The organism is Burkholderia sp. AU15512, from assembly GCF_002223325.1.
Classification (GTDB): domain Bacteria; phylum Pseudomonadota; class Gammaproteobacteria; order Burkholderiales; family Burkholderiaceae; genus Burkholderia.
In genome coordinates, this window is record NZ_NKEX01000006.1 from 1874242 (window position 1) to 1890229 (window position 15988).

Sequence of the window (15988 nt, forward strand, 5' to 3'; positions counted from 1 at the left end):
TTGGATGCCAGCATGTCGACGCCGCAAGACCCGCCACAGAAAGCAGATCGTCAGGAAAACGGAACAACCCGGCGCAACGGCAACGGATCGAAACGGCGCATCCTGCTCGTCGTCGCCGTGCTTGCGGCGATCGGCGGCGCCGTCTGGCTCGGCCGCTGGTGGACGGTCGGCCGCTTCATCGAAAGCACCAACGACGCGTACCTGCAGGCGGACAGCATGACCGCCGCGCCGAAGGTCGCCGGCTACGTGACCGACGTGTACGTGCGCGACAACCAGGCCGTGAAGGCCGGCGATCCGCTCGTGCGGCTCGACGTCCGCCAGTACCAGGTCGCGCTCGCGCAATCGCTTGCGACCGTCGACGCGCGCCGCGCCGACATCGCACGCGCCGAGGCCGACATCAGCCAGCAGCATGCGAATCTCGAACAGGCCGATGCACAGGCGAAGGTGTCGCGCATCAATGCGCAGCACGCCAGCGACGAATACACGCGCTATGCGCCGCTCGCCGCGACCGGCGCGGAAACGCACGAACGCGTGGCCGACCTGAAGAGCACGCGCGATCAGGCGGCCGCGACGCTCGCCGCGAACAATGCGTCGATCGCTGCCGCCCGCACGCAGATCGCGTCGTACACAGCGCAGCTCCAGCAGGCGCGCGCGCAGCTCGAAGCCGCGCAGGCCAGCGCCGCACAGGCGCGGCTCGACCTCGACAACACGATCGTGCGCAGCACCCTCGCCGGCCGCGTCGGCGATCGCACCGTGCGCGTCGGTCAATACGTGCAGCCCGGCACGCGCCTGCTGACCGTCGTGCCCGTCGACTCGATCTACCTCGTCGCGAACTTCAAGGAAACGCAGATCGGCAACATGCGCATCGGCCAGCCCGTTGAACTGCACGTCGACGCGCTGCCGGACGGCGCGCTGTCCGGCGTCGTCGACAGCTTCGCCCCCGGCACGGGCGCGCAATTCGCGCTGCTGCCGCCCGAGAATGCGACCGGCAACTTCACGAAGATCGTCCAGCGCGTGCCGGTACGCATCCGCCTCGCCGCGGACGCCCGCGCGCAGCGCATGCTGCTGCCGGGGCTGTCGGTGACGGTCGACGTCGATACGCGCTCGGCCCGCGACGAGACGCATCATGGCTGAACCGTCCGCCACGATGCCGATGCCGCCGCACGAGGGCCGTGCGAGCGCGACCGACTGGATCGCGGTCGCGGCGGGCGCGCTCGGCGCGCTGATGGCGACCCTCGACATTTCGATCACGAACTCCGCGCTGCCGCAGATCCAGGGTGAAATCGGCGCGACCGGCACCGAAGGCACGTGGATCTCGACCGGCTACCTGATGTCGGAGATCGTGATGATCCCGCTCGCCGCGTGGCTCACGCGCGTGTTCGGGCTGCGCAATTTCCTGCTGACGAACTCCGCGCTGTTCATTGCCTTCTCGATGATGTGCGGCTGGTCGCATTCGCTGCCGATGATGATCGCCGGCCGGATCGGCCAGGGCTTCACCGGCGGTGCGCTGATCCCGACTGCACAAACCATCATCCGCACGCGGCTGCCGCTGTCGCAGTTGCCGGTCGGCATGACGCTGTTCGGCCTGATCGTGCTGCTCGGGCCGCTGTTCGGTCCCGTGCTCGGCGGCTGGCTCGCGGAGAACGTCAGCTGGAGCTGGTGCTTTTTCCTGAACCTGCCGGTGTGCCTGTTGCTGATGGCGTTGTTGATATTCGGGCTGCCGTCGGACCGCCCGCAATGGCATGCATTCCTGAACGCGGACTGGCTCGGGATCTTGGGTCTCGCGATCGGTCTGAGCTCGCTCACCGTCGTGCTCGAGGAAGGCCAGCGCGAGCGCTGGTTCGAATCGCAGATGATCGTCACGTTGAGCCTCGTATCGCTTGCCGGAATGATCCTGATCGCGTTGTCGCAGCTCTTTGCAAAGCGGCCGATCATGCGGCTGTCGCTGATGCGCAACCCGCGCTACGCGAGCGTGATCGTGATCGTGTCCGCGGTGGGCGCCGGGCTGTACGGCGTGTCCTACCTGCTGCCGCAGTTCCTGGCGATCGTCGCCGGCTACAACGCGGAACAGGCAGGCGCGATCATGCTGCTGTCGGGGCTGCCCGCGTTCCTCGTGATGCCGATCCTGCCGCGCCTGCTCGGCAAGGTCGATTTCCGCATCCTCGTGATCTCGGGGCTGTTGCTGTTCTGCCTGAGCTGCATGCTCGACATCAGCCTGACCGCGCAGAGCGTCGGCCACGACTTCGTCTGGTCGCAACTGATCCGCGGCGTCGCGCAGATGCTCGCGATGATGCCGCTCAACCAGGCCTCGATGGCGGCCGTCGCACGCGAAGACTCGGGCGATGCGGCCGGGCTCTACAACATGGCGCGCAATCTCGGCGGCTCGATCGGGCTCGCGATCATCGGCACCGTGATCGACCGGCGCACGACCTTCCATACGGCCGCGCTCCGCGAATCGGTGACGGCGAACTCGCTGATCGGGCAGGACCGGCTGTCGGCCTACGCGGCCAACTGGTTCTCGCACACCGGCGACCTCGCGTATTCGAACATGCGCGCGCTCGGACAGCTGGCGCAGCAGATCCAGATCCAGGCCGTCGTGATGACCTATTCCGAAACCTTTTATCTGCTGGGCCTCGCGCTGCTTGCCTGCGTGCCGCTCGCGCTGCTGCTGAGAACGCCGCGCGGGCCGCAGCCGATGTCGTCCGGCCACTGAACCGTCTTACGCGATGAAACCCTTCTCCCTGCCCCGCCGCCCCGCGCTCACGCTGTGCGCGGCCGCGTGCCTGCTCGCCGGCTGCACGGTCGGCCCCGACTATCGCGGCGCGCCCGCCGCGCCGGATGCGCCGACCTTCGTGCGCGCGCCGGCCACCGGCGTCGACCCCGCGGCGCCCGCGCCGAGCGCATGGTGGCACGCGCTCGACGATCGCCAGCTCGACGACCTGATCACCGCCGCGCTCGCGTACAACCCCGATCTGCACGCGGCACAAGCCCGCTTGCGCGCATCGCGCGCGCAGCTCGCGCAACAACGTGCGGCCCAGTTGCCGAAGTCGTCTGCCACCGTCGCCGCCATCCGCATGCGCGAGCCGGACGTCAGCGCACTCGGTTCGCTGCTGCCGTCGAACGGTTCGAGCCAATCGGGCGGCACCTCGCCGTCGCTGGGTGGCTCGGGCCCGCTGCAGCTCTATTCGGCAGGCTTCGACGCAACCTGGGAAATCGACCTGTTCGGCGGCACGCGCCGCGCGGTCGAAGCGGCATCTGCGCAAGCGGAAGCGGTCGACGCCGATCTCGCCGACACGCAGGTGTCGATCACGGCCGAAGTCGCCAACGCGTACATCGACCTGCGCGATCAACAGCGGCGGCTTGCGCTGTCGCGGCGCACTGCCGAGCTGCAGCAGAAGATGCTCGAACTCACGCAGCAGCGTCGCGCGCGTGGCGTTGCCGCCGATGCCGACATCGAGCGCCTGACGACGCAAGTCGAAAACACGCGCGCATCGCTGATCCCGCTCGACGCGCAGGTGACGGAATCGCTCGACCGGCTCGCGATCCTGACGGGCCGCGCGCCCGGTGCGCTCGACGCGGCACTGTCGACATCGGATGCGACGCTGCCGACGCTGCCCGGCAGCGTCGCGATCGGCGATCCGGCCGCGCTGCTGAAACAGCGCCCCGACATTCGCGCGGCCGAGCGCCGGCTCGCATCGAGCAATGCGCAGATCGGCGAGCACGTCGCCGACTATTTCCCGAAAGTGACGCTGCTCGGCGATCTCGGTTTCAGCGCGACGGACCCGGGCCACCTGTTCCGCAAGCAGAACTTCACCTGGGTCGGCGCGCCGTATCTGCAATGGAACATTCTCGACTTCGGGCGCACGCGCGGTGCGGTGCGCGCGGCCGAAGCATCGCGAGACGAGGCGGAAGCGAACTATCAGAAGGCGGTGCTCGGCGCCCTGCAGGATGCCAACACGGCATTGCAGCGTTACGGGCACCAGCGCGAACACGTCGTTGCGCTCACCAAGGTGCAGACCTCGGCCGTGCATTCCCGATCGCTGATGGACGAGCGCTATCGCGCGGGCGTCGCATCGATGATCGACCTGCTCGATACGCAACGCGAAGCGTTGGCCGCGCAGCAGAACGTGATCGCCGGGCAGGCCGAGCTGATCAAGGACTACGTGTCGTTGCAGAAGAACCTCGGGCTCGGGTGGCAGGCGGGCGCGGGTTGATGTCCGGTTGATCGGTGCCGCTCGGCCAGGTTTGTCGAGACTGCGGCGGCGCCGATGCTCGAAATGTGGATCGCAAGTCCAAAGCGCCCGCGTTCGATACTTGTGGATCGCCTCACGGCGCGCGACGCAACAACTCATTGCGCACGCAACAATATTCATCGCCTGCGTCGATGAGAGCCGCACCCACGCCGCATCGACGCCGTCGCTATCGGAAACATATCGAATATCAATTAGCCAATCGTCTGACGATCTCTTCTAATTCAGTCGGCTTCCCCACCACCGATCGGATTCAAGGAGTTCCATCGTCATGTCCTCATCCTCCCATCGCGTGCTGAGACACGCGGTCGCCGCGATCTGCGTTGCACTTTCCGCGTCCCCCATGCCGCCGAACTCACGCGAGACACGGGCGCCCCCGTCGGCGACAACGAGAATTCGCAGACGGCCGGCCCTGCCGGCCCCGTGCTCCTGCAAGACTCCGCACTCATCGAGAAACTGCAGCGCTTCGATCGCGAGCGCATTCCGGAACGGGTCGTGCATGCACGCGGCACCGGCGCATTCGGCGAGTTCGTGCCGACCGCCGACATCTCGAACCTGACGAAAGCGAAGGTCTTCACACCCGGCACCCGCACGCCCGTGTTCGTGCGCTTCTCCACCGTGATGGGCTATCGCGGCTCGCCTGAACAGGCGCGCGATCCGCGCGGTTTCGCGGTGAAGTTCTATACGCAACAGGGCAACTGGGACATGGTCGGCATCAACTGGCCCGTGTTCTTCATTCGCGACGGCATCAAGTTCCCCGACTTCGTTCACGCGAACAAGCCGAGCGCCGTGACCGGCGTGCAGGATCCGAACCTCGCATTCGACTTCTTCGCGCACACGCCCGAAGCGACGAACATGCTGACGATGCTGTACACGAATGCGGGCATGCCCGATTCGTATCGTCACATGGACGGCTTCGCGGTGCACGCGTTCAAGTTCGTCAATGCGCACGGCGACGTGCACTACGTGAAGTTCCACTGGAAGAGCCAGCAAGGCGTGCACGGCCTGCGTCCGCACGACATCAATGCATCGATCGGGCGCGACTGGAACATGATGACGAACGACCTGTACGGCGCGCTGAAGCAAGGGGACTTCCCGAAGTGGGATCTGTACGTGCAGGTGCTCACGCAGCAGGACCTGAACCGTTTCGACTTCGATGCGCTGGACGACACGAAGGTGTGGACCGGTGTGCCCGAGCGCAAGATCGGCACGATGACGCTGAACCGCGTGCCCGACAACTACTTCCAGTCGACCGAGGAATCGGCGTTCGCGCCGTCGCGACTCGTGCCCGGCATCGAGCCGTCCGAAGACCGGATGCTGCAGGACCGACTGTTCGCGTACGCCGACACGCAGATGTACCGGCTCGGCGCGAACTACATGGACCTGCCGATCAACCGGCCCGTCGTGCCGGTGGTCAACAACAACCAGGACGGCAAGATGAACGCCGGCGACCGCAAGGGCGAGGTGAACTACGAACCGTCGACGCTGCATGAACTCGCGCCGGATCCGCAATACAAGTCCGTGCGCATGACGCTCAACGGCACGACGCAGCAGGAAGCGATCCACAATAAGCTGCGGTTCCGTCAGGCGGGCGAGTACTACCGCAGCCTGTCGCAGCAGGACAGGGACGACCTGATCACCGCGCTGTCCGGCGACCTCGGCAAGGTGACGAACGCGCACAACCAGTACGCGATGCTGTCGTACTTCTACAAGGCCGATGCCGACTACGGCACGCGTCTCGCGCAGGCCGTGCACGCCGACGTCGGGCAAGTGCAGGCGCTCGCCGCGAAGCTGAGCGAGAACTGATCCCGCGACTCCGGTCGCCGTCGACGTGCGGGGTTGCGCCGCGCACGTCGACCTTACCCACCCATCAGGACATCCTCATGCAATCCGAACGCCTGACGCGCGCGATCCGCGCCACCGCAGCAGTCCTGGCGCTGGCCGCGCTCGCCGGTTGCGCGCACCTTCCCGAGCAGCCGGCGTATGCGCCGGCCGACCCCGCCGCGCTGCGCCGCTACGACGGCGACTGGTTCGACGCCGCCCGCGTCGGACGCGTCGACATCCTGCGCGCATTGCACGACGCCGGCTATCCCGTCGATGCCACCGACAGCCATGGCTTTACGGCCGTGATACTCGCGTCCTACGACGGCCGGCCCGCCGCGCTCGACTACCTGCTGTCGGCCGGCGCAAACGCATGCGCCGGCGACCGCCACGGCAACACGGCGCTGATGGGTGCCCTCTTCAAGAACGAACCCGATATCGCACGGCGCCTGATCGACACGCCATGCCCGATCGACCAGGCGAACGGCGCCGGGGCAACCGCACTGGGATTCGCCACGCTGTTCAATCGATTCGACCTGATTCCGCTCCTCGTCGCGCGTGGCGCGAATCCGAATCATGTCGATCGGCGCGGTCAGTCGCTGCTGCAGCTCGCGCGGTCGCACGACAACACGGAAGCCGTGGATGCGCTGCGGCATGCAGGTGCGAGGCAGTAGCTTCATGCCCCGCTTCCTGATGCCCGCGGACTCGCCTCGCTTCACCGCGTCCGGCGATTCGAGTCCCGCCTCGAATACGATCGGCCAATTGCCCCATTACGCATCAAACCGGAAACGATCGGCAAATCGCATTCCGCATTACTTTCTTTAGCGGCCCTGGACATTACAAAACACTGCCAATATTTTCAAAAACATTGCACCTATTCGCTTTAATTTAGTTTCATATAATCAAAAAAAGTTTGACACCTCGCTTTCGTTCTTGATACCGTCCGATGCAAGCAATCTGACGAATTGCTCACTACGCAATCGCTTCCGCTCTACGATTTTTGCTTCCGCCGTACCGCAATGCTCGCCGCCGGCCACATCGTTCGCGCGCCGACGGATGCAACATCCCGATGCATCTCATTGGACAACTGCCATCCGGCAGCGGGCCGAAGGATCGAATCAAATGAGCAGGACAACGAAACTGTTGCTCTAGCAATCTCGCCCGCGCCCCGTCCGGCGCAGTTGCGTCGTATCGCGGCGCAGCCTTCCCGTTACCGCGTTTTCCGTATTTCGCTCCCGGAGACAAGACACCTTTCCGGATCGGGCGAAAGGCCCTGTCGCGTCCGTGCCATCCGCATGCGCGCGACAGAAATCGGCGGTGCATGACCCGCACCGCTGTCGACCGTTGTAGTTCGTGCTGTTCGATGTTCAACCGGAGGGGTAATTCAAATGAATCAGGTTGCAGACAAGAATCAAAAGCACAATCGCTTCGTCAAACTCGCCTTCGCCGCCGCAGCCGCATCGTTCGGCATGGCGACGGCCCACGCCGCGCCTGCGGCCGGCTGGACGGAAACGCACACCAAGGGTTTCCTGCCGCTCGTGCAGCAAAGCGAAGCCGGTACGGCCGGCGCGCCCGCCGCGAGCACGGCGGCGGCTGCAGCAGCAGCCGTCGAGATGGCGCCGGGCGAGTCGGTGGACATCGTGCTCGGGCTGAACCTGCGCAACGAGGCGCAACTCGACCAGTATCTGCACGACCTGCATACGCCTGGTTCGCCGCACTACCGGCAGTTCCTCACGCCGGCGCAGTTCGCGTCGCAATATGCGCCGACCGACCAGCAGGTCGCCTCGGTCGTCGCGCATCTGCGCAAGGCAGGCTTCGTGAACATCGTCGTCGCGCCGAACCGTCTGCTGGTCTCCGCGTCCGGCACCGCGGCCACCATCAAGTCCGCGTTCCGCACGACGCTCAAGCGCTTCACGCGCAACGGCCGCAGCGTCTACGCGAATACCGACGCCGCGCAAGTGCCGAACGCGATCGGCGGCGTCGTGGGTTCGGTACTGGGCCTGCAGAACGTCGAGCTGATGCACACGGGCGCGGGCAGCCAGCCGCAAGGCAACACCAGCAACCTGACGATTCCGGCCGGCGCATCGGCGGTGCCGCACAACCCGACCGAATTCTCGTCGATCTACGGCGGCGACGGCACGCCGACCGCCTCGCAGACCACCGTCGGCATCATCTCCGAAGGCGACCTGTCGCAGACGGTAAGCGACCTCAATACGTTCGCCGCAAACAACAGCCTCGGCACGATCAGCAGCAGCATCGTGAAGACGGGCCCGTCCGGCAGCTCGTACACCGACACCGACGGCACCGTCGAATGGAACCTCGACAGCCAGTCGATCGTCGGCGCGGCCGGCGGCAGCGTGAAGCAGGTCGTGTTCTACGTCGCACCGTCGATGACGCTCACGGCGATCACCGCCGCGTACAACAAGGCCGTGACCGACAACGTCGCGAAGGTGATCAACGTATCGCTCGGCGTGTGCGAATCGTCCGCGAACAGCACCGGCTCGCAGGCCACCGACGACACCATCTTCAAGCAGGCAGTCGCGCAGGGGCAGACCTTCTCGGTATCCGCCGGCGACCATGGCGCGTACGAATGTGCGAGCGGCACGCCGTCGCGCTCGACCTACACGGTGAGCGAGCCGGCAACGTCGCCGTACGTGATCGCCGTGGGCGGCACGACGCTGTTCACCAATACGTCGACCAACGCGTACAACAGCGAGATCGTCTGGAACGATCCGAGCTGGCAGCCGGGCACCGTGTGGTCGACGGGCGGCGGGTACAGCAAGTACGAAGCCGCGCCGTCGTGGCAATCGTCGAGCCTCACGGGATCGACCAAGCGCGCACTGCCTGACGTCGGCTTCGACGCGGACCTGCGCACCGGCGCGATTCTCGTCGTCAACGGCCAGACGTCCAACACGCTGTGGGGCTCGGGCTACCTCAACAACGAAGGCGGCACGAGCCTCGCCGCGCCGATCTTCACGGGCATCTGGGCGCGCTTGCAGTCCGCCAACAACAATGCGCTCGGGTTTCCCGCGTCGAGCTTCTACAAGTACTTCCCGAGCAACGCGGCACTGCTGCACGACGTCACGTCCGGCAACAACGGCAGCGGCACCTACGGCTACAAGGCAAAGGCCGGCTGGGACGCGACGACGGGCTTCGGCAGCGTGAACATCTCGAAGCTGAACACGTTCATCCAGAGCACGTCGGATTTCGCACGCTGATGGATCGATGACTGCCCCGGTTCCGCGTGCGCACCGCAACGCATGCATGGAACCGGATGTGATCGCTTGAACAACCCGTGGGGGCCGCAAGGCCTTCGCGGGTTTTTTGTATTCCGCGCAGTCTCGAGGCGCAGCCTTCGGCGCGGCGATGCCCTCGCCAACCTTGCAATCGTTGCGCAAGCAACTTTCATGTCCATTACCCGGGCAGCATCGACCCGCTTACGGACTGCAAGGTACACACTGTTACACAACACGCAGACAACTTCCGCGCGTGTCGTGCGTTTAACTGGATATATCGATTCGTCGCGGGACAACCACCCTGCGAGCACGACCCTGCCGCCGGCCCCGGCCGATGCCCCCGGAGCATGCGCTGACGGCCGCGGCACAGTGCTCAAGCCGATCGCGCGGCCCGCGTGCCTGCCAACGCCGACACAACCCTGAACGAACAACATGAACAACACACGTGCACACCGCCCCGTCAGAACGCTGCTCGCGTCGTCCCTCATCGTGTCGCTGCTCGGCCTCTCGGCCTGCAACAAGAACGGCGACAGCAGCGCCGCCGCTCCGGCCAGCGACGCAAGCGCGGCCGCCGCGGCCCAGCCCGCCTCGACGCCCGTCGCCTACACGCCGCCGACTGCCGACCAGCTCTACCAGATGGTCGCGCCGATCGCACTGTTCCCCGACAAGCTCGTCGCGCTGGTGCTGGCGGGTGCAACGTATCCGGACCAGGTCACGGCCGCCAATAACTGGGTCATGCAGAATCCGTCGTTGAAGGGACAGCCACTCGCCACCGCCGCCGATACGCAGCCGTGGGATCCTTCCGTCAAGGCATTGACCGCGTTCCCAGCGGTGCTGTCGCAGATGGCATCGAACCCGGCCTGGACCACATCGCTCGGTCAGGCCTACTACAACGACCCCACCGACGTGATGAACGCGATCCAGGTGATGCGCCAGCGCGCGCAGACGTCCGGTCATCTCCGCTCGGGCGGCCAGATGCGGGTCACGCAAGTCGCGCAGGCCGCACCGACCGGCTATACGCCGGCCAACGATGCGCCCGTGGTCTACGCCGGGCCGGCGATCGTGCCGCCCCCCGCGCAGGCCATCGAGATCGAATCGGCACAGCCCGACGTCGTCTATGTCCCGTCGTACAACCCGACGGTCGTCTACGGCGAGCCGGTTTCGGCGTACCCCGGCTACGTGTACCGGCCGCCTTCATACAGCACGGGGGAAGTCGTTGCGGCCGGCGTGATCACGTTCGGCGTCGGCATCGCCGTCGGCGCGGCGATCTTCGGGCACCACGACTGGGGCTGGCATGCATGGGGCATGAACTGGGGCGCGCCGCGTCCGGAAGGCCCCCGCTGGAACGACGGCTGGGAGCGCCCGGCCGTGGTGTACAACCACACCACGTACGTGTCGAAGTCGACCACCGTGATCAACAACATCACCAACATCCGCAACACGCGAATCACGAACAACTACGGCGGCAACGTCACCAACAATACGACGAACACGACGATCGAACGCAATACGATGCAGCCGGGTGCGGCGCCGATGCGCAGGCAGGCCATGGAGCAACGCCCGGGCGCCGTGCCGATGACGATGCCGCACTTCGGCGCGAACGACGCGCGCCCCGGCACGCGCCCGTCGCCTGGCGCGTTCGCACAGAACCGTGTGAGCGAACCGCATGCCGAGGCACCCGCGCAGCATGCGCCCGGCGCGATGCGCGAAGAGCGGCAGCAGGCCATGCAGCAGGCACACGCCGCGCAGGAAAACCGTGCGGCCGCCCAGCAACAGCAATTGCAGCAGCAACAGCGCAACGAGGCTCAGCAACAACGCGAAGCGATGCAACAGCACAACGCAGTACAGCTGCAGCAACGCGAGGAAATGCAGCAACACAACGCAGCGGAGCAACAGCAGCGCGAGGCGTTGCAGCAACACAATGCGGAACAGCAACGGCAGCGCGAAGCCATGCAGCAACGCAACGAGACTCAGCAGCAAGTGCGCAAAGAGGCGCCACCGCACAACGAAGCGCAGCCGCAGGAACACGCGGCAGCGCAGCCGCGGCAACCGGCCCCCGAGCACGCACCGGCACCGCATCCGCACCCTGCGGCGTCGCATCCGCCACACGAGACGCATGAGCATCGCGCCGAGTGAAATGCACGCCAGCCGGCAGCGCGGGTTTCGCACTGCCGGCTGGCGACACCGCGTCTCGTTGGCGTGCGAACCCCGCTCGGCACGACATTCCGCGCGCCACCGTTTTCAGCGAAACCGCACGGCGGTGCCGTGCAACTTACTCCTCCCAGTTCCGGACATAATCCGGCACCGGCACGCTGCCCTCGGCATGGACCGGCGCACCGCGCGTCATCTTCAGCGGCAGGATCCCCGTCCAGACAGCAAGCGCGAGATCTTCGTCCTTGTCGGACGGCATTGAGTCGCTGACCTTCACGGCTGCTTCCGCAAGCGCAATCCGCAGCACGCTGGTCGCATTGATTTCCTTGTCGTTGCCGGGCCGCGCGTCATGCTTGCGACCCGGAGCGATCTTGTCCATCAATGCATCCAGCGCCGCCAGCTTGTCCGCACTACGCTCCACCATCTCGAACCGCCCGTAGATCACCGCGGATCGGTAATTCATCGAATGGTTGAAGGCCGACCTGGCCAACACGAGACCGTCCAGCAACGTCACCGCGACGGAGGCCGGCATGCCCGCCGCCAGCGCCTTGATCATCCGGCTGCCGTTCGACCCGTGAATATAGAGGTAATCGCCCCGTCTCCAGTGCGCGGTCGGGATGCAGTGTATGTCCTCGCCCGAACCGAATGCGATGTGGCACACGTAAGCCTCGTCCACGATGCGATGAAGCACCTCGCGATCGCGGCTTGCCAGCTCCGGCAGGCGGCGAATGGTGGTGCGGGATGTGGGGGAGATGACGGTCTGGTCTTGCATGTTTCGTTTTCCTGTTTGCACGCCCTTGCGCGCATCGAGCGGCCCGCGTTTCGGCAACGCGCAGGCGTTCACTCCAAATATATTGGCACTACGAAGTTAACGACATCGAACACTACAGCTTGCACGCGCGAATGACCGGTCGATCGGCCCATCGACAGTCGCTTTCCAAATCGATCAAAATACGCACACGCGCCTATCCGTGACGATCGCTGCACATGCCCGCGCACCGACTGGCGCCACGGGAACGTGAACGATACGACGCGCATCGGATCTTCAAAAGAACCAGCTCACCAAAAAATTCTGGAACCAGCCCATGGATCTCGCGCTGCTCGTCTCATCGCTTTCCAGACAGGACGGCACGACACGCCACAGCCAGCAGGAAGCCCTGTACCGGAGCCTGCGCAACATGCTGCTGGACGGGCACATCCCGCCCGGCACGCGGCTCGTGTCGACGCGCGTGCTCGCGGCCGAGCTGGGCATCGCGCGTAACTCGGCGGTCTATGCGTACGAGCGCCTTGCCGAAGAAGGCTTCGTGGCGGCCACGCGCAACGGGACGATCACACTATGGGACGGGTGCGACCGTTCCAGCACAGAGCCCGAACGCGGCCCGGCCTCGGTTCGATTGTCCGAGCGTGTGCACGGGCTGGAGAACGCCGACCCCGAACCCGAATGCATGCTGCCGTTCGTGCCCGGCCTCCCTTCGCTCGATGAATTCCCCGTCGCCCAATGGCGCCGTTGCATCGAGCGCGCATGGAAAGTCATCAAGCCCGCGCAGCTCGCCTACGGCCCGGTCGAAGGGCTGCCCGAATTGCGGCGTGCCGTGGCCGCCTACATCCGGGTCTCGCGCGGCGTGCGCTGCGAAACAGGCCAGGTATTCATCACCGACGGCACGCAGAGCAGCCTCGAACTGTGCGCGCGCATGCTGGCGAATCCCGGTGAATATGGCTGGCTAGAGAATCCCTGTTACAACGGCGCCCGAACCGCATTCCGGTCGACCGGCCTGGATCTCGTGCCGATCGAGGTCGATCACGAAGGCATGGCGCCAACCGACGAACAATGGCACACCCGGCCGCCCCGGCTGATCTATACGACACCGTCGCACCAATACCCGCTTGGCGCACTGATGAGCCCCCAGCGGCGCACGGCGCTTGTCACGCGCGCACGTGCGTGCGGCGCGTGGATCATCGAGGACGATTACGACAGCGAGTTCCGCCACGGCGGCCAGCCGCTGCCCGCGATCCAGGGCCTCGATGCCGACGCACCGGTCTGCTATCTCGGCACCTTCAGCAAGACGATGTTTCCCGCCCTTCGACTCGGCTTCATGGTGGTACCGCCGACGCTGGTCGACCGCTTCACCCGCACGCTGCGCGAACTCGTCCATCGCGGCCACTCGGCCGATCAACTGGCGATGGCTGAATTCATCGACACCGGCCTCTTTGCACGACACCTGCGCCGAATGAGGACGCTGTACGCCGAGCGGCGGAGCAGCCTCGAAGCCGCACTCGCCTGCCACCTCGGCGCCGTGCTGAGCGTTCGCGAAAGCCCGGGCGGCATGCATCTGTCGGCGGATCTCGCGATGCCGCTGCAGGATACCGACGTCGCCCGCGCCGCAGCCGCGCATGGCCTGCTGCTACAGCCGCTGAGCCGCTATCGGGTCGGCGACGGCCGGCCGTACAACGGCTTCGTGCTCGGATACTCGGGGCTGAGCGACACGACGATCGAGACCGCGACGAGGCAGCTCGCGGCCGTCATCGAGCAGCACGGCCGCACGCGTTGCTGAATGGTGCGCGCGGCATCGGTGCTCACAGTTGCGACTCGAGCGGAAACAGCCCGAGGAACCAGACTTCCATCCGCCGCGCCGCGGACACTTCCGGTTCGTGATCGAGCTCGGTGACCTTCCCGTCCGAATCGGTCTGCATCCACTTGAGCCGCCCTTTGCCCGCCGGATCGGTCCTCGGCTCTACCCGCCACGCGATGCGATCGAGCCGTGCCTCCAGATCGTTGGCCACCTGCGACGCAATCGCCGGACTCTCGCAGTAAACGCCGATCTCCGTATTGAGGTTCAGCGAGCGCGGATCGAGATTCATCGACCCGATGAAAATACTCTTGTGATCGAACACGTAGGTCTTCGCATGCAACGACGCACGCGACGACCCGATGATGACCTGCTTCGAAATGCTCTTGTCACCCGACGGCCGCCGCTCGTAAAGCCGCACGCCGGCGGCCACGAGATCGCTTCGGTAGTGCCGGTAGCCCGCATGGACGGCCGCTACGTCGGTCGACGCGAGCGAGTTGGTCAGCACCGTGACGCGCACACCGCGCGCCGTGAGCGCGCGCAGCCGCTCGACGACCTCCTTGCCCGGCACGAAGTACGGCGACACGATCAGCAGGTCATGTTCGGGCTGCAATGCGAGCGCCCGCAATTGCGGCATCAGGTGTCCGTCGCTGTCCTTCGGCGCGTGTGCGATCTTCGACGGATCGTCGTACAGCACCGTCGCGTGCCCCCACGACAGTTCGGTGCCCTGCCCATGAACGATCCGGTCGAGCCGCTGCCTGGCCTCGAGCACGTACGGATTGTCTTCCATGGCTCTCAGGTAGTCGCGCAACCGTTCGCGCTCGCGGTCCAGCCCGCCCGGCGCCGCATCATGCCCGACCAGCGCGCTGATCGGATACGCGTACGGGGAATTCCAGAACGTATCGAATTCGGTCGAGATGTCCTTCACGACCGGGCCGTGAACGACAACGTCGAGATCGCCGAACTCCAGCATCGACGATGCGCCGAAATACTCGTCGCCGATATTGCGGCCACCGACGATCGCCGCCTGGTTGTCCGCGATCATCGCCTTGTTGTGCATGCGCCGGTTGACGCGCGAGAACTCGAACACGGTGCCGATCTTCTTGAACCGGCGCGTGGCAACCGGGTTGAAGAGCCGGATCTCGATGTTCGGATGTGAACTGATCTCGAGCAGCTTGCGGTCGTCCGCGTTCGTGCCGAGGTCGTCGAGCAGCGCGCGGACGCGCACGCCGCGATCGGCCGCGCGGATGATCGCGTCGGCCAACTCGTGCCCGGTCAGGTCGTCATGCCAGATGTAGTACTGAAGGTCGAGCGAGCGGTCCGCGCGATCGGCGAGCAGCACGCGCGCATCCAGCGCATCGACCGGATCGGTCAGCAGATGAAACGCGTCCTGCCCGGGGTGCACACGGGCCTGCTTCTGGAACGCGACGCCCAGCCGAGTATTGTCCGTATCGGTGTACGCGTGCGTCGGCACGCGCTCGGCCTGCGGGGGCAGGCTCGCGCATGCAACGAGCGCCAGCAACGAAAGAAGCGCACCCCACGAACGCAGCATGGTCATGATTGCCGTCCCACTCCCGGCCGAAGTCTGTTTGTTCTCGCCGCCGGATGGATCGCGGGGCCGTTTGGCTTGCCTTGGGCCGCAATCGGTATCGCGTGTGAAACGGCCGCGCTACAGCATACTTCGATTGACGACGACGCGGCACCCTCTCGGTACTTTCCTGATTACGACGTTCGTCTCGCATCCGCACAAAGAAAAACCCGCGACGCATGAAGCCATCGCGGGTTTTCAGCATGCCGCGCGAACGCGCGCATGAAATCTGGTGGGCCCGGCGGGGTTCGAACCCGCGACCAATCGATTATGAGTCGACTGCTCTAACCGCTGAGCTACAAGCCCTGATGAGAAGCGAAGCGTGTCACACGCTGCCCCGACGAAGAAGCCGGGCCGGCATTGTAACAACAAAGG

9 protein-coding genes, 1 tRNA gene and 1 pseudogene are annotated in these 15988 nt (G+C 65.6%); 8 read left to right on the forward strand and 3 right to left on the reverse strand.

Going from position 1 to position 15988, the window contains the following annotated elements; all coding sequences use genetic code 11:
- Positions 1-12 precede the first annotated feature (12 nt).
- From CFB43_RS27720 to CFB43_RS27750, 7 genes and pseudogenes are all read left to right on the forward strand, one after another.
- Entirely contained in the window at positions 13-1134 is a 1122-nt protein-coding gene (locus CFB43_RS27720) for an HlyD family secretion protein (protein ID WP_089497391.1), read from the forward strand.
- Positions 1127-2713, forward strand: coding sequence for an MDR family MFS transporter (locus CFB43_RS27725; RefSeq protein ID WP_089497392.1), 1587 nt, complete (start codon positions 1127-1129; stop codon positions 2711-2713). Before CFB43_RS27720 ends, CFB43_RS27725 begins: the two co-directional genes overlap by 8 nt.
- 13 nt (positions 2714-2726) lie before the next feature.
- Positions 2727-4214, forward strand: coding sequence for an efflux transporter outer membrane subunit (locus tag CFB43_RS27730; RefSeq protein WP_089497393.1), 1488 nt, complete (start codon positions 2727-2729; stop codon positions 4212-4214).
- A gap of 307 nt (positions 4215-4521) precedes the next feature.
- A pseudogene (locus CFB43_RS27735) lies at positions 4522-6056 on the forward strand (catalase).
- A 77-nt stretch (positions 6057-6133) separates the two neighbouring features.
- Positions 6134-6745, forward strand: coding sequence for an ankyrin repeat domain-containing protein (locus CFB43_RS27740; RefSeq protein ID WP_089497394.1), 612 nt, complete (start codon positions 6134-6136; stop codon positions 6743-6745).
- Positions 6746-7459: 714 nt separating this feature from the next.
- Positions 7460-9289 carry a S53 family peptidase gene (locus tag CFB43_RS27745; protein WP_089442976.1) on the forward strand — a complete coding sequence of 610 codons (1830 nt, stop codon included), beginning with the start codon at positions 7460-7462 and terminating at the stop codon, positions 9287-9289.
- 450 nt (positions 9290-9739) lie between these two features.
- Positions 9740-11443, forward strand: coding sequence for a DUF3300 domain-containing protein (locus tag CFB43_RS27750; protein ID WP_089497395.1), 1704 nt, complete (start codon positions 9740-9742; stop codon positions 11441-11443).
- A gap of 136 nt (positions 11444-11579) precedes the next feature.
- Here CFB43_RS27750 and CFB43_RS27755 read toward each other — a convergent pair whose 3' ends face one another.
- On the reverse strand, positions 11580-12230 hold the full coding sequence (locus CFB43_RS27755; protein ID WP_089497396.1) for a pyridoxamine 5'-phosphate oxidase family protein: 651 nt from the start codon (positions 12228-12230) through the stop codon (positions 11580-11582).
- 313 nt (positions 12231-12543) lie between these two features.
- Between CFB43_RS27755 and pdxR the strand changes: the two genes are divergently transcribed.
- A complete protein-coding gene (gene pdxR, locus CFB43_RS27760; RefSeq protein ID WP_089497397.1) occupies positions 12544-14010 on the forward strand; it encodes a MocR-like pyridoxine biosynthesis transcription factor PdxR in 1467 nt (488 codons plus the stop codon).
- 22 nt (positions 14011-14032) lie between these two features.
- Here the strand turns inward: pdxR and CFB43_RS27765 are convergent, their stop codons facing one another.
- Together CFB43_RS27765 and CFB43_RS27770 are read right to left on the reverse strand one after the other, a co-directional pair.
- Positions 14033-15583 carry a phospholipase D family protein gene (locus CFB43_RS27765; RefSeq protein ID WP_089497398.1) on the reverse strand — a complete coding sequence of 517 codons (1551 nt, stop codon included), beginning with the start codon at positions 15581-15583 and terminating at the stop codon, positions 14033-14035.
- 260 nt (positions 15584-15843) lie between these two features.
- Positions 15844-15919, reverse strand: a tRNA-Ile gene (locus CFB43_RS27770).
- Positions 15920-15988: the final 69 nt, after the last annotated feature.

Bases quoted from the DNA above. Each gene is read 5' to 3' on its own strand.
- CFB43_RS27720 (WP_089497391.1), top strand. From the start codon at position 13: ATGTCGACGCCGCAAGACCCGCCACAGAAAGCAGATCGTCAGGAAAAC.
- CFB43_RS27725 (WP_089497392.1), top strand. From the start codon at position 1,127: ATGGCTGAACCGTCCGCCACGATGCCGATGCCGCCGCACGAGGGCCGT.
- CFB43_RS27730 (WP_089497393.1), top strand. From the start codon at position 2,727: ATGAAACCCTTCTCCCTGCCCCGCCGCCCCGCGCTCACGCTGTGCGCG.
- CFB43_RS27740 (WP_089497394.1), top strand. From the start codon at position 6,134: ATGCAATCCGAACGCCTGACGCGCGCGATCCGCGCCACCGCAGCAGTC.
- CFB43_RS27745 (WP_089442976.1), top strand. From the start codon at position 7,460: ATGAATCAGGTTGCAGACAAGAATCAAAAGCACAATCGCTTCGTCAAA.
- CFB43_RS27750 (WP_089497395.1), top strand. From the start codon at position 9,740: ATGAACAACACACGTGCACACCGCCCCGTCAGAACGCTGCTCGCGTCG.
- CFB43_RS27755 (WP_089497396.1), bottom strand. From the start codon at position 12,230: ATGCAAGACCAGACCGTCATCTCCCCCACATCCCGCACCACCATTCGC.
- pdxR (WP_089497397.1), top strand. From the start codon at position 12,544: ATGGATCTCGCGCTGCTCGTCTCATCGCTTTCCAGACAGGACGGCACG.
- CFB43_RS27765 (WP_089497398.1), bottom strand. From the start codon at position 15,583: ATGACCATGCTGCGTTCGTGGGGTGCGCTTCTTTCGTTGCTGGCGCTC.